Below are 20,359 nucleotides of genomic sequence, written 5' to 3' on the forward strand. Positions count from 1 at the left end.
TCTTGAAAGGCATCAATATGCTTTATGTCGATAAAGAAACCGTTGCGCGTTATTTGACAATGGAACTTAGTCTTAAGCTAAGTGAAATAGCATTTAAATTGCAATCGGAAAGAAAAGTAGAGCAACCTTTGCGCAATATCGTTAAAGGTGAAGACGGTTTAATGGGCACCATGCCAATTTATATTAAGGAGGGTCCATACAAAGGGTTTGGGTTAAAGTCGGTGGTAGTGAGATTTCAAAGCAATAGCGATAAACCTTCACATATCGGTAGTGTGCTGGTTTACGACGAGCCAGGTGTTTCAGGGATTGCCGCGGTGGATGCCGGCGCTATTACAGAAATCCGCACCGCCGCCGCTTCTGCTTATGCAACCCATCTTCTCGCCGCAAAGGATGCTAGCCGGTTAGCGATACTTGGCACTGGCTTACAAGCAAAAGCACATTTGCAAGCCATGTTATATGTACGCCCGATTAGAGAAGTCACTTTATGGGGTCGTAATGCAGAAAGATGCCGAGAATTTGCTGTATGGTGTGATAAAACGCTCAATCTTCCCATTTCGATCAAAGCCTCACCTGCTGAGGCGGTACTCAATAGTGACATCATTTGCACAACCACGGCATCGCGTGACCCGATACTCAATAGAAAAGCGCTACCGGTTAAATGTCATGTCAATGCCATTGGCGCTTCGGCACTGGGATTCCAGGAACTCAGCGAAGATATGTATAACAATACCACCCTATTTACTGATTCCAATGAATCGGTACTTGCCGCCTCTCAATCTGTTATTAAGGCAAGGGAGAAAGGTATTATTAACGGGTCAGACATTGGGATAGAAATTGGTACTGTTTCTCAATCTCATTCCAATTTGTGCGATCAGGGTGTGACTCTCTTTCAATCCGTTGGTTTGGCGGTTCAAGATATGGTATTTTCTCGGGAAGTCATTCGACAACTAATAAAAATGTCTTAACTGTTTTGGATGAAAATAGGCCAAACTTAAGACGTTCAACATTAGAAAAATGTCGTTATTGTCTATAAAGAGCCCTTATTTGTCACTTGCATACGCAAGTGACATTTCTATGTTCTGTTACTTCAAAGTGTTATTTTGAGAGGAAAGATATGCTAGAAGTGTCCCAAATAGTAACCTATACAGCGGCATTGACTGTTGCTGCGGCGATACCAGGCCCGGGAATAGCCGCATTGGTTGCCAGAAGTGTGAGTAATGGCGCGTTAGCGGGATTTAGTGTGTTGTTTGGCCTGATTATTGGTGATCTCACTTATTTATCCTTTGCGGTTTTTGGCTTGTCCATTATCGCGAGCAGTTTTGACACCTTATTTGTTGTGGTGAGATGGGGTGCCGCATTATATTTGGGTTATCTGGCGTGGCAGTTCTGGTTTGCCGATCATCAGCCCATTGGTGAAGACCAACCCATTAAGAAAAAAGAGTTGGCTGCGGCTTGGTTATCTGGCCTCACTCTAACGTTAAGTAACCCTAAAACGATCGCCTTCTATCTCGCACTATTACCTTTGGTGATTAACATGGAATCTATCTCGTTGCAAAACTGGGGACTCATGTTAGTACCACTGACGGTTTTTGTCTTATTCAGCGTAGGAGCGGTATTTATTCTCGGCGCTCTCAGTATTCGACATCTATTATCAAGCCAACGGGCACAACGGATTTTATTTAAAGGCGCGGCTATTATTATGTTCGTAACCGCTGTAACTATGCTGTTCAAATCCAATTAAAAAAGTTTAATTTCTCACCTTCCACGGTTTTATTGAATAAGAATCTGTCCTGAAAAACCATTCTTGTCAATAAATCGTGGACACCCCATAAATTACAGACACAACTCGCGACCGGAAACCACTACACACACTTTTACTCATTGGAAATTGATAGATTTCAGGTCAACCGGGCTGCGAGCTTTCATTCCCATCATTTACCGCTCAATAGACGATAACCATCTTATCGTTATGAAAATGGATTAATTATTATCTGAATGGCATATGGAAATAAAAAAACCCTACGCACAGAAAATGCGTAGGGTCACTATTTGGCGGAAGGATAGAGATTCGAACTCTAGGATGGTTTCCCATCGGCGGTTTTCAAGACCGCTGCCTTCGACCGCTCGGCCATCCTTCCATGACGCGGGATTATGCTCTTAACATGATAATATGTCTAGTCTCTATCGTAAAAATTCTGTAATTTTTTTACTATCCGCTCAATCCTCAATCTACAATATCCTTTCCAGCCCTGATCCTGCTAAAATTAGCCTAAATACATTGAATCATAAGATTCACCAATTTAACGAGCTCGCTAAACAGCCAAGCAATTATTAAGGCTTTTACTCAACGAATGTATAACAAACAATTTTCTATTAATTCATCAACCATAAACCGTTACTACGGTCTGTTCATTATTCTGCTTTTTGTTTCCCTGTTTTTATACAGCTATAACTACTTCAATGCCTGGCTAATGGGGAAAAAATATGCGCTAAATAGTGTTGCAACCAAAATTGTATTACAGATAGAAGATTATCGTTACCACGCTAACTCTGTCTTTAAACAAGCCAATAGCGCATCTTTTAAACCACCAGAACTCGTCACACCGATGAAGCTACGACCTGATGTTTACTGGCTTGAGAATCGTTATCAAACTATCGACACGATTATTTTTGGTCACCACAACACTGCAAGTGTAGAGTTGGCACAACGCCTTTCCAATTATATGGAGATTTTGTGGGGCACCCGCAATGAATTCAACTCTATGTACTATCTGAATGGTAAAGATAACAGTCTGTTTCTGATAACCACTCACTCGATTCTTAAACCGGAATTGAGATTTAAAGAAAGTTATCTCACACTGACTGCCGAATCAAAACGTTCAGAAATGCTAATGCAATCCACCGCGTTAGATGAACGGGAAAATATTTCATCAATCCGTAAGTTAAATGGCGAAAATATCTATTTTTATACTTATCGGGCGACATTCAATTCACCGGGTCAATTGGCAACAGTTATCGCTTTTGATTTGCCTATTTGCCACCTTCTTCCTATGGATATGGCAGCGGCCAACTTCAGTCTATTGTCGGATGACGAACAACCCCCTAATGAAATCAATAAAGTCAATATTTCACAAAATGGTTTCTGGCTCGAATTTTCTCAATCACTTAAAGGTACGCAATACAAACTGTTGTATCGGATATCACTCAAAGATTTGCTAATCGATTTGTTATACAGAAACATCTGGTTGTTACTGGCTGATTCAGTCTTTATTATCCTGTCCTTGGGTGGGCTTATTTACATTCGTAGAAAATATATCGCGCCAAATGCCCTGATGAGCCACGAGCTACAAGTCAAGGATGCGTTAAGTCACGATATTATCTCCAATATCCCCATTGGCTTATTGATTTATGATTTCTCAGTCAATCAGATAATTATGTGCAATAACATCGCCGACCATCTGTTGCCGAATGTCGATTTAAATAAAATTAAGATGATGGCCAAGCAACATCATGGTGTCATCCAAACCTCAATTGAGGATTCAGTCTATGAAATTAACATGTACAACATTCGCCTGTTGCCAGAAACTTATCTGTTTTTACTGCAAGATAAAGATCAGGAAGCATTAATTAGCCGGCGTCTACAACTTGCCCATTTGGAACACGATAAGAGTGTACAAGCTCGGCGTTTTATGTTGACCAACATTCGTTCTGAATTAAAACAACCAATAAAGGAATTAGATCATATCGCTTACCAACTGAAACAAATTCTTATAGAAGAAAATAGTGTTCGTATCGTCGATAATTTATTGACTAAATCTAAATATATATCCGACTGGATCGAGAATATTTCATTACTCAATGAATTAGAGTCAGGTGAATGGCAAGCAAAAAATGAATCGTTTTCATTATCAGTCATTTTAGAGGATATTATTAAAAAAGTGTTTCCTAAAATGAATAACAAAGGATTGAATTATTATTATCATTGTAATATTAATCCTGAATCACTATTTATTGGCGATAGTACTGCCATCAGTAAGATCGTCCTGATGTTAGTCAATTATGCAATCACGCTTACATCTTATGGCAAAATATCTCTCATCGTTAACTATTCTCAGGAATACAAAGAACACATTCAAATCGACATTATAGATACAGGCGCCGGACTTAATTCAACAGATTTAACAAACTTGAATTATCCATTTTTAAGCAAAGCCACAGGTGATAAATATCAATCCAATTCAGGGCTGACCTTTTATCTATGTAACCAATTATGTAGAAAATTAAATGGTCATTTTACGATAAACAGCAAACCCAACCTGGGTACGCACTATGCTATCAGTCTGCCCTTAATAATCGGCCAAGACCAATGCCCACCGCTACTGGAAGACATTACTGCCTTGCTGGATATCAGCAATACGGAGATCCGTAAGATTGTGCAAAATCATCTGCATCATTATGGCGCGGTTTACTTCGATAAAAAGCCAGAAAATATGAATCGGGAATACGATATCATGTTGACGGATAAACCCTACGATTCGGCAAAATCGACTATATTACTGGTTGATAATCTGGCCGGCTTTGAGCAGATAAAACCTGACTATATTCGATGTAACTACAATCTGAGTGAAGCGGTTATCAATGCCATTTCGTTATTAATTGAGAGAAGTTTCAGTTTTAACGAATTCACGGCAAATTTAGAAATGTCCGCATTTAACGATGAAATCAGCGATGACGATTTTGGCAATGTTATAAATAGTTATCAAAAACAGCTAACTGATAGCGATTATCGACAATTATTTGTCGAGACAGTACCGATAGATATTAATAAGCTGTATACTGATATAGAACAATATGATCTGATATCGCTTTCGCAAACAGCACATCGCCTGAAAGGCGTCTTTGCTATGTTAGACCTAGAACTCCTCAAACTTTCTTGCGAAACACTGGAAAAACACATAACAGACAGTAACAAAATAGAAATTAAGAATAGCATTAGCCGTCTTGAATCCTTCACCAAAAGGCTATTGCAGCAGGGTAACTAATAAGATGAATAACCTTAACGTCATTATTGCTGATGACCATCCGATTGTCCTGTTTGGCATCCGCAAATCACTTGAGCGGCTTGAATGGATCAATGTCGTCGCTGAGTCTGAAGACTCGACCACATTGATCAACAATCTGTCCTGTATTAAAGCAAACGTACTGATCACGGATCTGTCCATGCCTGGGGACATATACGGCGATGGGATCAATTTGATTAAATACATCAAACGCCATTATCCCAAGCTATCCATCATTGTTCTAACCATGAACAATAATCCAGCAATTTTAAGTGCTGTACTCGAACTTGATATTGAAGGCATTGTCTTAAAACAAGGAGCACCAACAGATTTACCTGATGTATTGACGGCCCTGAATCAAGGGGAAAAGTTTATGCCAGACAGCGTTTCTGAACTGTTGAAAAAAGTGACGAAAACCCCCTATGGCGATAAACCGTTATCACAAAAAGAGAGTGAAGTTATACGTCTATTTGCCCAAGGCTTTTTGGTAACAGACATTGCCAAAAAACTTAAACGCAGTGTCAAGACTATCAGCAGCCAGAAAAAATCGGCTATGGTAAAACTGGGGGTAAATAACGATATTGCATTACTCAATTATCTGGCTTCTGTCGCTATCGATACGAGCAATCACGTTCAGTAAATACCGTTCGTTATTTTAATATGAAAGTCGTCCTGATGCCCGGTAACCATTTGTTTCTACCGGGTATTGTTTTATATACCCAATGGATTTCAAGTTGCATCGCGACGGCAAGGGAACGAATCCCCGGGAGCATAGATAACTATGTGACCGGGGTGAGTGAGTGCAGCCAACAAAGAGGCAGCTTGAAAGATGACGGGTATAAATCATCGTTTCAAATCATTTGCGTCAGTGTCTGCCTGAGCGTCACCAGAGAAACCGGTTTCGACAAACAATCATCCATTCCTGCATCAATACAGCGTTGTTTTTCTTCTGCCAGTGCATTTGCCGTAATACCAATAATCGGCAGCTTACACCCATCATTCCGCAAATACATTGTTAATGCATAGCCATCCATATTGGGCATATTGACATCCGTCAGAATGATATCAATCCCCCCTTTTTTCAAATATTCCAACGCATCCAATCCATCATTTGCCATCGCTGTTTGAAAACCGATAGATTTCAACTGATCGGCCAATAAACGGCGGTTGATAGGATGATCATCCACCACCAGAACCATAATAGTATTAAATTGGGTATTTGCCTGAAAAACGGGTGGGGCGGTATTCAATACCACATTATGGTTCGATGAAATCAGCCGCTCAACCATTACCGGCAAATCATGTAAATGGTAAGTATTATGTAACCAATAGCTTTCTCTGATTTGCTCCGGTGAGCCAATATAGTCCGTCGATAACTCAATATAACCATATACCGGGGAGGTCACGGCATCCGGGAAATCACTGATAATAATTTCACTCCCCTCTGTACTTTGCCCACTATATAAAATAGTGTGTAAGCCATGATGAACCAGAAAACGCTGTAAAAACTCCTCCAGATAAAGATTACGTATAGCCAAGATGATTTTTCGCTGATACTCATTTATCAACTGAGTTTTTGGCCTATATTTCGCGCCATATAAAGGTAAGCGAATAGAAAACAGACTCCCTATCTGTGGTTGTGAAATGACTTCAATATCACCATCCATCAGATTGATAAGTTTTTCACAAATCGCCAGACCAAGCCCTGTTCCCTGAGATGAGCTTTCCGTATTAGGCATGATCTGGAAAAAGGGATCAAACAACTGAACAAGCGCTTTATCAGAAATGCCGACGCCCGTATCCTTTATTCTGACGTATAAATAATCCCGCTCAACCGTCACATGGATAACGACACATCCAGTATTAGTGAATTTAATCGCATTATTTAACAGATTAGATATAACTTGTTGTAATCGAACCGGATCATTGCAGATATAATCCGGTACATCCGGTTCAATATAGCAATACAAGGTCAACGACTTTTTCACCACTAACGGCAGGTAGTTAGAAATAACATGAGAGATAACTTCCTGACAGGAAAATTCTCTAGACTCAATTTTAAGCTGTTTAGATTCAATCTTTGAAAAGTCGAGAATATCACTGATAATTTTTAGCAACAGCGCGGAGGAGTTATCCATCGTTGATAGCAAACGAACAGATTCAGCAGGCAATGAATGTGCTTGTAATAACTCCAGGTTGCCAATAATACCGTAAAGCGGCGTTCTCAACTCGTGACTGACGGTAGCTAAAAACATAGATTTAGAATAGTTAGCCTGCTCTGATGCCAACGCCATTTCCTGTAATGATTTTTCCATCCGTACACGGACGCTAATATCAACCAAAACACAAATCGCCACCTCTTCATTCCTGTAACGGGAATGAACAAAACTGATTTGCAAATGATGATGATTACTGGTTACGACATCAACATAACTGCTGGTTCTGTCACAAATAATATGAATAATGCGTTCCCGATCTTCATACGTTAGCATTCTTAAATAATTATGAGCCAACTCATTACTCAGAATATTACTCCCATCACTGACCCGCAATATACTGATCCCAACCGGCGCTGAAGCGACAATTTTATGATTAAATTGTTCATGCTCTTCCAGGCGAATGGCATTCTCTTCAGCCGGAACAAACATTTTCCGCTCAAACAGATACACCAAGATAATGATGACAAAAGCAGATAATACATTAAGCACAATACTGCTAATAATCTGTAGCTTAAAACCTTCAAAAATAGTTTTCAGTGGCAATGTATAAATGATACTGAATGAAGATGGCATTAACCGACGTTTTAACAGTAAATCAGTAAAATTATCATCATAGCCAAAATAAGGTGCTTCCAACTGATAATCAGCATAATGAAGTTTATAGTCATCATTTGCTGGATAATGCAACACCGGTTGATTACTGCGATTCAATAACGTTATTGAAATTGGTCGGTCTTGTCTTTGAATAAAAGAGTCCAATCTGATGAATTGTTCAATGCCTATCATGGCAACCATCTGACCATTGACATATACCGGCGCCAGTACGTAGAGATGACCGCTATCAGATCTTGCACCCGGTATAACCCAATAAACATTTCGTTCTTTACCTTGCTCTTTCAGGCTGATAAGCCTGCGTGAATTTTCATAAACTATTTTTTTCAACGTATCAGGTTCAGTCGAGGTATTACGGATAGAAAAATTCACCATACACATACTTTGTGTACCCACCAGAAAAACCTGATTCAACCCCTGAGGCGCCGCAAGATTATCTTTCCAATAGAAGATAAGGTTATTCAACGAATTTAAATAACGATGAGTGTTGTTGCGAAAAGTACGACAGTCAGCGCTTTGGTTCAAAGGATGATAAGAAAACGCCGGGCTATTATGTGGAAAATCAAAAATAGCATTTTTTCCATTAGAATTCAGTAAATGCTTCTCTGTCATATATTGGATATCCCGCAGAATACTTGCTGTATGACGCACATAAGAGAGTGTGGAATCATAATTAGCATTGTATTCTTGCCGAATATCCGACTTGACTTCATTAAAGATATTAACCAGGTAAAAAGCTGTTAATAAAGCGCCTAACACCCACAACATTAAGCCAAGCACCCGGAAAAGATAACGGGATATTTTTAGCGATGTACGAAAAGAAGAAAGATATCTCAAAAGGTTACCTGATAAAAACCAGCATTATTCAATGTCATTAATGACAAGATATACCAGAGTTTAAAGATTACAAAGACCCATCGATCGCATATTTCAATATCAATAAAAATCCCTTTAAAAAAACAGGCACCGAAGTACCTGTTTCTTGATTAAGTAAAAAATATCTTCACTTAAACCGGATCAACTGACTCGCTGCTGTTAGCATCAGGTAAATCGGTGTTATCACTTTTCGATTCTTCCCCTTCTGCCGCCAGCCCCTCTTCATCATCTTCAGGCTCAGCAACCCGCTGTAAACCGACAACTTTCTCATCTTCAGCGGTACGAATCAGTGTTACACCTTGAGTATTCCGGCCAACAACGCTAACTTCAGATACCCTTGTACGCACTAACGTACCAGCATCAGTAATCATCATTATCTGATCGGTTGGTTCAACCTGAATTGCCCCGATCACATTACCATTACGTTCGCTGACTTTAATCGAGATAACCCCCTGCGTTGCACGGGATTTGATTGGATATTCGTTTTCAGCGGTACGTTTGCCATAACCATTTTCAGTGACCGTCAGAATTTCTCCTTCTCCACGCGGGATAATCAGAGAAACAACTTTATCTTTACCATTCAGTTTGATACCACGTACACCGGTAGCTGTACGCCCCATTGAACGAACAGCATCCTCTGCAAAACGAACAACCTTCCCTTCCGCGGAGAACAACATAACTTCGTTATTACCGTCAGTCAGGTCAACGCCGATCAGCTCATCACCTTCATTGAGATTAACGGCGAGAATACCCGCACTGCGCGGACGGCTGAAATCTTGCAACGCGGTCTTCTTCACGGTCCCACTGGCCGTAGCCATGAAGACATACAGCCCTTCTTCATATTCACGCACCGGCAGAATCGCGGTAATTCGCTCATTTTGCTCTAACGGCAACAGGTTAACAATCGGACGACCACGGGCACCACGGCTAGCCTCCGGTAATTGATAAACCTTCATCCAGTACAGGCGGCCACGGCTGGAGAAGCAGAGGATCGTATCGTGAGTATTGGCAACCAACAACTTGTCAATAAAATCTTCTTCTTTAATACGCGCTGCGGATTTACCTTTACCACCACGGCGCTGCGCTTCATAGTCAGATAACGGCTGATATTTGACATACCCTTGATGTGACAGCGTGACAACAACATCTTCCTGATTAATCAAATCTTCAATATTGATATCAGCCGTATTTTCCGTGATTTCAGTACGACGGGCATCGCTGTATTGTGCCCGAATTGCCAACAACTCTTCACGGATCACTTCCATCAAGCGTTCAGGATTTTCCAGAATGAACAGCAATTCGCCAATTAATGTCAGCAACTCACGATATTCATCCAGCAGTTTTTCATGCTCCAAACCAGTCAGTTTCTGCAAACGCAGATCCAGAATGGCCTGAGCCTGTTGTTCAGTCAGATAATATTTACCCTCATGCACACCATATTGTGCTTCCAGCCATTCAGGGCGGGCAGCATCATCACCGGCACGTTCTAGCATAGTGGCAACACTACCTAATTCCCACGGCTGAGCAATTAATGCGGCTTTTGCCTCGGCTGGCGTCAGTGCAAAACGGATAAGTTCGATAATCGGATCGATATTCGCCAGTGCCACAGCCAATGCTTCAAGAATGTGGGCACGTTCACGGGCTTTACGTAATTCAAAGATGGTACGACGAGTAACCACTTCACGACGGTGGCATACGAAGGCCGAAATAATATCTTTCAGATTCAGCAACTTCGGCTGCCCTTGGTGCAGGGCCACCATGTTGATACCAAAAGAAACCTGGAGTTGAGTCAAAGAATAGAGGTTATTCAGAACCACTTCCCCCACCGCATCCCGTTTCACTTCAATCACAATCCGCATGCCGTCTTTATCAGATTCGTCACGAAGTGCACTAACCCCTTCGATGCGTTTTTCTTTCACCAATTCAGCAATTTTTTCAATCAGACGGGCTTTATTGACCTGATAAGGAATCTCGTGCACTAAAATAGTTTCACGACCATTCTTCTCATCCACTTCAATTTCCGCACGGGCACGGATATAAATTTTACCGCGACCAGTCCGATAAGCCTCCTGAATACCGCGACGACCATTAATAATCGCAGCAGTAGGGAAATCAGGGCCAGGAATATACTGCATCAGCCCTTCAATGCTGATGTTTTCATCTTCAATATAAGCCAGACAACCATCAATAACTTCGGATAAGTTATGAGGAGGAATGTTAGTTGCCATACCCACTGCGATACCGGAAGAGCCGTTGATCAACAGGTTAGGTACTTTCGTTGGCATCACTTCCGGGATCTGTTCTGTACCATCATAGTTTGGCACAAAATCGACAGTCTCTTTCTCCAGATCTGCTAGCAGCTCATGGGCAACTTTCGCCATACGCACTTCGGTGTAACGCATAGCAGCGGCTGAGTCACCATCAACTGACCCAAAGTTACCTTGACCATCAACCAACATATAGCGCAGGGAAAACGGCTGAGCCATACGAACAATCGTGTCGTAGACTGCACTATCCCCATGTGGGTGGTATTTACCGATGACGTCCCCAACAACACGGGCAGACTTTTTGTAGGGTTTATTCCAATCATTTCCCAGTACACTCATGGCATAAAGTACGCGACGGTGTACCGGCTTTAGTCCGTCTCGAACATCTGGTAGTGCGCGCCCAACAATAACAGACATCGCATAATCCAAATACGAGCTTTTCAGCTCTTCTTCGATATTGACCGGGGTGATTTCTCTAGCAATGTCGCTCATGGAGCCCACTATTCCTCATACATTCCGAATTCAAAGGCTTAGAACTATACCACAACCCAACAGTTTTATAAAAATCAGATACGGGTATTTAAAAAATAAGCCATGTATACTATTTCAAAACTGACTCAGAACTGACTCAGAACTGAGTGAATCCGCCTGTTTAAAGAAAGTTTAAGGAGCAACAACCACTGATGAACATCAAAACCCCCTCCCCCCGAAACAATGTTGATCAACAGGAAATAGAGAAATTTGAAGCGATTGCTTCTCGCTGGTGGGATTTGGACGGTGAATTTCAGCCACTGCACCGGATTAACCCACTACGTCTGAATTATATTTTGCAGCGTTCTGGCGGCATTTTCGGTAAAAAAGTGTTAGATGTAGGCTGTGGTGGCGGTATTTTGTCAGAAAGTATGGCCCGTGAAGGGGCTGATGTGACCGGACTGGATATGGGTACGGAACCACTTCAGATTGCCAGACTACACGCCCTTGAAACAGGTATCCCCGTGACCTATGTACAGGAAACAGTAGAAAGCCACGCCGAAAAATATCCACAAGCTTATGATATCGTTACCTGTATGGAAATGCTGGAACATGTCCCAGATCCACAATCGGTCGTTCATGCTTGTGCTCAGTTAGTGAAACCCGGCGGACACGTCTTTTTCTCTACCATTAACCGCAACAAAAAAGCCTGGCTTATGGCGGTAATCGGCGCGGAATACATTCTGAAAATGGTACCGAAGGGAACCCATGATGCGAAGAAATTTATCCGACCATCAGAGTTGATAGGCTGGATTGACAGAACATCCCTGCGGGAAAAGCATATTATCGGCCTGCATTATAACCCGCTAACGGATAAATTTAGCCTTGGTCACAATGTAGACGTCAATTATATGTTACACACCCAGTATCTCTGACATATTTATCTGACAGACTAATAAAGCGACAAATAAATCACATTTTCAGGAATTTTTTTACTCATTTTTGCCGGTGTTTCTGTCAGAGCAACCGCTAGTAATGATGCAGGCTTCCGGCTTTTTAATAAATTTTAGTCCTCAAGTTATCCACAAGAATCCGTATTTTTGTGCACTTGATAAAAGCTGCTTTTAACATTATCTTGTTGTCATTATTTAGTGTACCCCCTACATATAGTGTTCCTTAACATTCCATTACCACTACTCTCTCGTTGGTTTTTCCGCCACTGAGGGGGTTATGTTTTGGTCTAAGTCAAAGACACAAAGCAGGTGGGAGCGAATCTGAAAGTAAATGTAAGGTATGCCTGTCCATGAACCATAGTCTGCTAGTAACAAAGCGTGATGGCCACAAAGAACGAATTGACCTTGATAAAATCCACCGGGTTGTTAACTGGGCAGCCGATGGACTGAAAAATGTCTCGGTATCACAAGTAGAACTGCGTTCCCAAATCCAATTTTACGATGGCATCAAAACCTCAGATATTCATGAGACGATGATCAAAGCTTCCGCTGATCTTATCTCCGGTGATGCACCTGACTATCAGTATCTGGCCGCCCGCTTGGCAATTTTCAACCTGCGTAAAAAAGCTTACGGTCAATTCGAGCCACCCTCGCTCTATGACCATGTATCCCGTATGGTGAAAATGGGTAAATATGACAAGCACTTGCTTGCAGACTACTCGAAAGAAGAATTCGAGCAAATGAACGAGTTTATTGACCATTGGCGTGATATGAACTTCTCTTACGCGGCGGTCAAACAGCTTGAAGGTAAATACCTGGTTCAGAATCGCGTTACCGGTGAAATTTATGAAAGTGCCCAATTCCTTTATATTCTGGTCGCAGCTTGCCTGTTCTCCGGTTATCCGAAAGAGACACGTCTGGACTATATTCGCCGTTTTTACGACGCGGCTTCCACATTTAAGATCTCTCTGCCTACCCCGATCATGGCGGGTGTACGCACCCCGACGCGTCAATTCAGCTCATGCGTGTTGATTGAATGTGATGATAGCCTGGATTCCATTAATGCGACTTCCAGCGCGATTGTAAAATATGTTTCTCAACGTGCGGGTATTGGTATCAATGCAGGCCGTATTCGTGCGCTGGGCAGCCCAATCCGTAATGGCGAAGCCTTCCATACTGGCTGTATTCCTTTTTATAAGCATTTCCAGACCGCGGTCAAATCCTGCTCTCAGGGGGGCGTTCGTGGTGGTGCCGCTACCCTGTTCTATCCATTATGGCATCTGGAAGTTGAAAGCCTGCTGGTACTGAAAAACAACCGTGGCGTTGAAGGAAACCGGGTTCGTCACATGGACTATGGCGTACAACTTAACAAACTGATGTACGAACGCCTGATCAAAGGTGAAGAGATTACCCTGTTCAGTCCATCCGACGTTCCAGGGCTATATGAGGCATTCTTTGCCGATCAGGATGAATTTGAGCGCTTGTACACCAAATATGAGCAGGACAGCAATATCCGTCAGCAACGTCTGAAAGCAGTTGATCTCTTCTCCCTGATGATGCAAGAGCGTGCTTCTACCGGCCGTATCTATATTCAGAACGTAGATCACTGCAACACCCACAGCCCATTTGATCCTTTAGTCGCCCCGGTGCGCCAATCAAATCTGTGTCTGGAAATTGCACTGCCAACCAAGCCATTGAATGATATCAATGATAAAAATGGTGAAATCGCGCTGTGTACCTTATCCGCATTCAATCTGGGGGCAATTGAAAATCTTGATGAGCTGGAAGAGCTGGCTACTCTGGCGGTCCGTGCTCTTGATGCCCTGCTCGATTATCAGGACTACCCTATCCTTGCCGCCAAACAAGGGGCAATGGGTCGCCGTACACTAGGCATTGGTGTCATCAACTATGCTTACTATCTGGCAAAACACGGTGTACGTTACTCAGATGGCAGCGCTAACAACCTGACTCACAAAACATTTGAAGCTATCCAGTATTACCTGTTGAAAGCCTCTAATGAACTGGCGAAAGAGCAAGGTGCTTGCCCGTGGTTTAAAGAAACCACCTATTCTAAAGGTATCCTCCCTATCGATACCTATAAAAAAGCGTTGGATACATTGACCAATGAGCCGCTGCACTATGACTGGAAAGCATTGCGCAACGATATCAAACAATATGGTCTGCGCAATTCAACATTATCTTCTTTGATGCCGTCAGAGACCTCTTCACAGATCTCTAACGCCACCAACGGCATTGAACCGCCTCGTGGTTATATCAGCATCAAAGCATCAAAAGATGGCATTTTGCGCCAAGTTGTACCGGAATATGAGCGTCTGAAAAGCGCTTACGAACTCTTGTGGCAAATGCCGGGTAATGATGGCTACTTGCAGTTGGTTGGTATCATGCAGAAATTTATCGATCAGTCGATCTCTGCCAATACCAACTATGATCCGACACATTTCCCGAGTGGAAAAGTGCCGATGAATCAGCTACTAAAAGATTTGCTGCTCGCTTACAAATATGGTGTGAAAACACTGTATTACCACAATACCCGTGATGGTGCGGAAGACATTCAGGATGACCTGGAAGAAGTCGTGGAATCTGCTGATTCCGATTGTGAAGGCGGCGCGTGTAAGATTTAATTTGAGGAAGTTATGGCCTATACCACTTTTTCACAAGTCAAAAACGATCAGTTACAGGAACCAATGTTTTTTGGTCAGCCGGTAAACGTAGCCCGTTATGACCAACAAAAGTATCCGATTTTCGAGAAATTGATCGAAAAACAGCTCTCTTTCTTCTGGCGCCCGGAAGAAGTTGATGTGTCTCGCGATCGCATTGACTACAATGCGCTGCCTGACCATGAAAAGCATATTTTTATCAGTAACTTAAAATATCAAACGCTGCTGGACTCTATTCAGGGCCGCAGCCCGAACGTGGCTTTTCTGCCCTTGATCTCCATCCCTGAGCTGGAAACCTGGGTTGAAACTTGGTCTTTTTCTGAAACGATTCATTCACGTTCTTACACTCACATCATTCGGAATATCGTTAATGATCCGGCGGTTGTGTTTGATGATATTGTCACCAACGAAGAGATCCTGAAACGGGCGAAAGACATTTCCGCTTATTACGATGATCTGATTGAGATGACTAATCATTACCAGCTATTTGGTGAAGGAACACATCAGATTACCGGTAAAACCATCACGGCTAGCCTGCGTGGACTGAAAAAGCAATTGTATCTGTGCCTGATGAGTGTTAACGCGCTGGAAGCGATCCGCTTTTACGTCAGTTTTGCCTGTTCATTTGCCTTTGCTGAACGCGAATTGATGGAAGGTAATGCAAAAATCATCAAATTGATCGCCCGTGACGAAGCACTGCATCTGACCGGCACGCAGCATATGCTGAACCTGTTGCGCTCTGGCCAGGACGACCCGGAAATGGCAGAAATCGCCAAAGAGTGTGAACAACAGTGCTATGACCTGTTTGTTCAGGCGGCGGAACAAGAAAAAGAGTGGGCAGATTACCTGTTCAGCGAAGGTTCCATGATTGGCTTGAACAAAGACATTCTGTGTCAATATGTTGAGTACATTACTAACATCCGCATGCAGGCTGTCGGGTTGAAACTGCCATTTGAAACGCGTTCTAACCCGATTCCGTGGATTAATGCCTGGTTGGTGTCTGACAACGTTCAAGTCGCGCCGCAGGAAGTTGAAGTCAGTTCCTATCTGGTTGGTCAGATTGATGCTGAAGTTAACCCTGACGACCTGAGTGATTTTGAACTCTGATGACAAGCTATAAAGTAACCCTGCATGGTATGCAGGGTTATCATATCTACAGCTCTCCCGAACTGCATAACAGTCTGCTAGAAGCACTGGAACAAGGTAGAGTTCAAGCTGAATACCAATGCCGCGAAGGTTATTGCGGTTCCTGTCGTGTCAAATTGATAAAAGGCAAAGTCGGCTATCGACGCAAACCTCTGGCTTTTGTTAATGAAGGCGAAATTTTACCCTGCTGCTGTCATCCACTCAGTGATATTGAGATTGAGCTTTAATAATTAAAATTAGTCTTCTTGGTGGGCAGATAATAATGATTATTTGCTCATTATTACACTCACCAAGAATGTAAACCCATAAGTAATAACATATACCCTATGGATTTCAAAATGCATCGCGACGACAAAGGGGTGAATCCCCGGGAGCATAGAGAACGATGTGACCGGGGTGAGCGAGTGCAGCCAACAAAGAGGTAACTTGAAAGATGACGGGTATATACCCTATTGATTTCAAGATGCATCGCGACGGCAAGGGAGCGAATCCCCGGGAGCATAGAGAACTATGTGACCGGGGTGAGCGAGTACAGCCAACAAAGAGGCAACTTGAAAGATGACGGGTATAGTTGTTATTAGCCCTTCCAAGGGTTAATAACAGTAAGCCCGGCAGCTTCAAAAGGTGATGTGTCGCGGGTTGCAACAATCAGCCCATTCGCCGCTGCAATAGCCGCAATATACCCGTCAGCCTTCCCAATGGCTTTCCCCTCGCTCTTCGCTCGCGCCATGATCTCGGCATAAGCTTCCGAAGCGGCCGCATCGAATGGCAAGATACGACCGGTAAATAAAGGAACAACACTCCGCTCTAGGTTTCTATGCAGGGTATCTTTGCGCTTACCATTGGACAGCGCTGCAACCCCAAAGCGAAGCTCAGCCAAGCTGATCGCTGCCAAGTAAAGCGTCTCGACATTCTGTTCATCTATCCAGGCAACCACAGCGGGGTGGCCGCTGAGCCGCAGTGGCTCGGAAACCACGTTCGTATCTAGCAGTATCATTCAAAACTCATCGGCTCGGCAGGTGTCTTATCACGCTCGATCTCAAGATCGACGCCCTCCGCCTCGCGGCCGATTTTTGCCAGCAAGGAACCCAGCTTGATGCGCCCCTCCGGTTGTACGGCGTTTTCCAGAATAAACCGGATTTCGGCCTCAGCACTACGGCCATGTGTGGCTGCGCGTACCCGCAAGGCACGATGCACTTCGTCCGGTACATTTCTGACAGTAATGGATGGCATAGATTCATTTCCTCATTTAGCATGCATTGCAATCAATATATATTATTGCAATCATGGCTGCAAGCATGTGGGATAGAAAGAGAGCTAATTGCATTCAATCAAAATCCATTAGCAAAGAGTTGGAAAGAAATCAGCGGCTAAATCAGGTAAAGCTGGCAAAGCAATATATGTAGAAAAACCTATGGCATTAACATTTGATTCAGAAGTAAAAAACATGTTATATAATCATATATTGGAACGAAAAAAATGGGATAAATCAGAATTTTATTATAATCTCCACCAAGATTTTATTAAGAAAGAATTCGATATAAACATATTGGGAAAATAAAATGAAAAAAACAATAAAATGGGGCATTATTGGTTGCGGTGATGTTACTGAAGTAAAAAGTGGCCCTGCCTTTTATAAATTAGATAATTCTGAATTAGTTACAGTAATGCGGCGCAACGCTAATTTAGCAGAGGATTTTGCTAAGAGACATAATGTCCCTAAATGGTATTCTGACGCTAATTCACTTATTAATGACAAAGACATTGATGCAGTATATATTGCAACACCTCCCTCTACACATAAAGAATATACCATTTTAACGGCTAAAGCTGGCAAAGCAATATATGTAGAAAAACCTATGGCATTAACATTCGAAGAATGTAATGAGATGATCGCGATTTGTAAATCCCAAAATGTTCCCTTATTTGTGGCTTATTATAGGAGAGCATTACCAAGATTTTTAAAGATCAAAGAATTAATTGAGTCAGGTGCGATAGGAACACCAAGAATTGTAAGTTGTATACTTTACAGAGAAATAGAGCAATGTTACCAAGATCCTCATCATTTACCTTGGGTTGTTAATCCAGAAATTTCCGGTGGTGGGTTATTTGTTGATTTAGCATGTCATACTCTTGATATATTAGACTTTCTTTTGGGAAAGATTATTTCTGTCAAAGGACATGCAAATTCACAAGGGAATGCTTATCCCGCTGAAGATTGTGTATCAATGTCATTTATGTTTGAAAATAATATTCAAGGTGTGGGTATATGGAATTTTGTGTCGAACTCTAGAAGAGATAATGTTGAAATAATTGGTACTAAAGGAAAAATATCTTTCTCTACATTTGGAAATTCAGCCATTTCATATTATGACGAAAATAATAAATTACACCAATTTAATATTGATAATCCAAAGCATATAGAAATGCCATTGATTAACACTATTATCAATGAATTACAAGGGAAAGGATTTTGCCCATCAACAGGAGAATCAGGCTCACGAACCAGTTGGGTAATAGACCAAGTATTAAAAGACTATAGAATGAATAATTATTTACAATATAAAAATGAACAGATCTGTTTTAGGGGGAAATAAAAACAAAATATATATGAGTTCATTAAAAATATCGGAAGTTAATAAATGATCTAAAAGACTTTATTAACTTCTTTTTATTACCATTTTTATCAACTAAAACAGTTTTACTATTCATAAGATTTATTCTTAACAGAACAATGCCATATATTCTGTTTACTGATGATTTTATATAATGGATATCGCTATGATCAGTTACGAAATAAAACTTAGGTTCTTTAATCAAACATAACTCCTACAACGCGAAAAAGCTAGCCGTAATGCTGCGCCAACTTCCTCAGGAGAACTGTTTGCCGGAATAATGACATAATCAGATTCGACAATACCCTGCCCTGTCCAAAGCTCAAGTTTTTTGTGACCGTAGGGCATAATAGTTATCACACCATCTAACAAGCGAATATTGCAACTGTTCATCTTCTTGAATAACTGACGTTTTGAGCGATAACCATAAGATCCCATCATCTCTGTGATCCAGTTTTTATACTGTTTGTCATTTGCATCATGATCAAAATAATCCCCATACTCATCAAGTGGGACTATCCTACTTTTTGATAAAGCATCAAGCACAGCCTTTCCCAACTCTTGATCAGATGCAACTGGCTGTAATAGGTATTCGCTTCCTAAGGGATCTACCCCTAATAAACCGTTGCCTGAATAGGTTTTAACAGAATAAAAATCCCCGTTGAACATAGCGCTTGCATTTGACCCTTGTTTAAAATTCATATTCATTATTTCACCACCGTAATTTTAGCAGTAAGGCTTATTTAATAACTATTTGAATCTTTTCGAGATAATTAGTGGACACATAATAACTACTACGTGTCCACCTTAATTAACTCTATAAATCAAAGATATTGATCAATTAGTGTAAAAACAATCGCTTATTTATCGTCAAACATAACTCCTACAACGCGAAAAAGCCAGCCGTAATGCTGCGCCAACTTCCTCAGGAGAACTGTTTGCCGGAATAATGACATAATCAGCTTCAGAAATACCATCTTCAGACCAACCCTCCAATTTCTCATGGCGGGATGGTCGGATCGTTATTTGACCATCAAGCATACAGATACCACAGCTTAACATTTTCTTAAATAACTGCCGTTTTGAACGGTAATTATAAGATCCCATCATCTCGGTGATCCAATTTTTATACTGTTCAGCATTTACATCATGATCAAAATAATCCCCGTACTTATCCAGAGGGATTACTCTGCTTTTTGATAAAGCATCAAGCACAGCCTTTCCCAACTCTTGATCAGATACAATTGGCTGTAATAAATAGTTACTTCCTGAGGGATCTGCTCCCAATAAACCATTGCCTGAATAGGTTTGTACTGAATAGAAATCACCATTAAATTTAACTCTTGCATGTAACCCTTGTTTAAAATCTGTGTTCATTACTTCACCACTGTAATTTTAACGTTTACATTCTTGTCCGCACCATAAGCAATTGTACAGTTAGTTCGAGGTTCTTAATTTTTAA

The 20,359-nt window shown here is 41.6% G+C and carries 15 protein-coding genes and 1 tRNA gene; 9 read left to right on the plus strand and 7 right to left on the minus strand.

Annotation, left to right across the window (positions count from 1 at the left end):
- Positions 1–17: 17 nt before the first annotated feature.
- Positions 18–965 (plus strand): ornithine cyclodeaminase family protein, encoded by a 948-nt coding sequence (locus tag SLS51_RS09540; protein WP_323837720.1) that lies wholly within the window; start codon positions 18–20, stop codon positions 963–965.
- 149 nt (positions 966–1,114) lie between these two features.
- A complete protein-coding gene (locus tag SLS51_RS09545) occupies positions 1,115–1,741 on the plus strand; it encodes a LysE family translocator (protein WP_323837722.1) in 627 nt (208 codons plus the stop codon).
- 309 nt (positions 1,742–2,050) lie between these two features.
- Here the strand turns inward: SLS51_RS09545 and SLS51_RS09550 are convergent.
- Positions 2,051–2,138: transfer RNA gene (locus SLS51_RS09550), tRNA-Ser, on the minus strand.
- A gap of 213 nt (positions 2,139–2,351) precedes the next feature.
- Between SLS51_RS09550 and rcsD the strand changes: the two genes are divergently transcribed.
- Together rcsD and rcsB are read left to right on the plus strand one after the other, a co-directional pair.
- Positions 2,352–5,042: a phosphotransferase RcsD gene (rcsD, locus tag SLS51_RS09555; protein WP_323837724.1), complete on the plus strand. Its 2,691-nt coding sequence runs from the start codon at positions 2,352–2,354 to the stop codon at positions 5,040–5,042.
- 4 nt (positions 5,043–5,046) lie between these two features.
- The gene (gene rcsB / locus SLS51_RS09560; protein WP_323837726.1) at positions 5,047–5,700 is read left to right on the plus strand and encodes a response regulator transcription factor RcsB; all 654 of its coding nucleotides are present in this window, start codon (positions 5,047–5,049) and stop codon (positions 5,698–5,700) included.
- Positions 5,701–5,911: 211 nt separating this feature from the next.
- On the opposite strand, the gene rcsC is transcribed toward rcsB, so the two are convergent.
- Positions 5,912–8,728, minus strand: coding sequence for a two-component system sensor histidine kinase RcsC (gene rcsC / locus SLS51_RS09565; RefSeq protein ID WP_323837728.1), 2,817 nt, complete (start codon positions 8,726–8,728; stop codon positions 5,912–5,914).
- A gap of 170 nt (positions 8,729–8,898) precedes the next feature.
- Positions 8,899–11,526, minus strand: a complete 2,628-nt coding sequence (gene gyrA, locus SLS51_RS09570; protein ID WP_323837730.1) for a DNA topoisomerase (ATP-hydrolyzing) subunit A — start codon at positions 11,524–11,526, stop codon at positions 8,899–8,901.
- Positions 11,527–11,717: 191 nt separating this feature from the next.
- Between gyrA and ubiG the strand changes: the two genes are divergently transcribed.
- The 4 genes from ubiG to yfaE all read left to right on the plus strand — a co-directional run bounded on the left by ubiG (position 11,718) and on the right by yfaE (position 16,509).
- Positions 11,718–12,440 carry a bifunctional 2-polyprenyl-6-hydroxyphenol methylase/3-demethylubiquinol 3-O-methyltransferase UbiG gene (gene ubiG, locus SLS51_RS09575; protein WP_323837732.1) on the plus strand — a complete coding sequence of 241 codons (723 nt, stop codon included), beginning with the start codon at positions 11,718–11,720 and terminating at the stop codon, positions 12,438–12,440.
- Positions 12,441–12,808: 368 nt separating this feature from the next.
- Positions 12,809–15,100: a class 1a ribonucleoside-diphosphate reductase subunit alpha gene (gene nrdA, locus SLS51_RS09580; RefSeq protein WP_323837734.1), complete on the plus strand. Its 2,292-nt coding sequence runs from the start codon at positions 12,809–12,811 to the stop codon at positions 15,098–15,100.
- A 12-nt stretch (positions 15,101–15,112) separates the two neighbouring features.
- Positions 15,113–16,243 (plus strand): class Ia ribonucleoside-diphosphate reductase subunit beta, encoded by a 1,131-nt coding sequence (gene nrdB, locus SLS51_RS09585; protein ID WP_323837736.1) that lies wholly within the window; start codon positions 15,113–15,115, stop codon positions 16,241–16,243.
- Entirely contained in the window at positions 16,243–16,509 is a 267-nt protein-coding gene (gene yfaE / locus SLS51_RS09590; RefSeq protein WP_011147271.1) for a class I ribonucleotide reductase maintenance protein YfaE, read from the plus strand. The genes nrdB and yfaE overlap by 1 nt, the downstream gene beginning before the upstream one ends.
- A gap of 350 nt (positions 16,510–16,859) precedes the next feature.
- Here the strand turns inward: yfaE and SLS51_RS09595 are convergent, their stop codons facing one another.
- Together SLS51_RS09595 and SLS51_RS09600 are read right to left on the minus strand one after the other, a co-directional pair.
- Entirely contained in the window at positions 16,860–17,279 is a 420-nt protein-coding gene (locus SLS51_RS09595) for a type II toxin-antitoxin system VapC family toxin (RefSeq protein WP_112894064.1), read from the minus strand.
- Entirely contained in the window at positions 17,276–17,515 is a 240-nt protein-coding gene (locus tag SLS51_RS09600; protein ID WP_011147275.1) for a FitA-like ribbon-helix-helix domain-containing protein, read from the minus strand. Before SLS51_RS09600 ends, SLS51_RS09595 begins: the two co-directional genes overlap by 4 nt.
- A gap of 329 nt (positions 17,516–17,844) precedes the next feature.
- On the opposite strand from SLS51_RS09600, the gene SLS51_RS09605 reads away from it, so the two are divergent.
- Entirely contained in the window at positions 17,845–18,879 is a 1,035-nt protein-coding gene (locus SLS51_RS09605) for a Gfo/Idh/MocA family protein (RefSeq protein WP_323837740.1), read from the plus strand.
- A 219-nt stretch (positions 18,880–19,098) separates the two neighbouring features.
- Here the strand turns inward: SLS51_RS09605 and SLS51_RS09610 are convergent, their stop codons facing one another.
- Together SLS51_RS09610 and SLS51_RS09615 are read right to left on the minus strand one after the other, a co-directional pair.
- The gene (locus SLS51_RS09610) at positions 19,099–19,605 is read right to left on the minus strand and encodes a contact-dependent growth inhibition system immunity protein (protein WP_323837742.1); all 507 of its coding nucleotides are present in this window, start codon (positions 19,603–19,605) and stop codon (positions 19,099–19,101) included.
- 162 nt (positions 19,606–19,767) lie between these two features.
- Complete coding sequence (locus SLS51_RS09615) at positions 19,768–20,274, minus strand: contact-dependent growth inhibition system immunity protein (RefSeq protein ID WP_165577976.1); 507 nt, start codon at positions 20,272–20,274, stop codon at positions 19,768–19,770.
- Positions 20,275–20,359 lie beyond the last annotated feature (85 nt).

Source organism: Photorhabdus africana (assembly GCF_035181445.1).
Taxonomy (GTDB): Bacteria; Pseudomonadota; Gammaproteobacteria; order Enterobacterales; family Enterobacteriaceae; genus Photorhabdus; species Photorhabdus laumondii.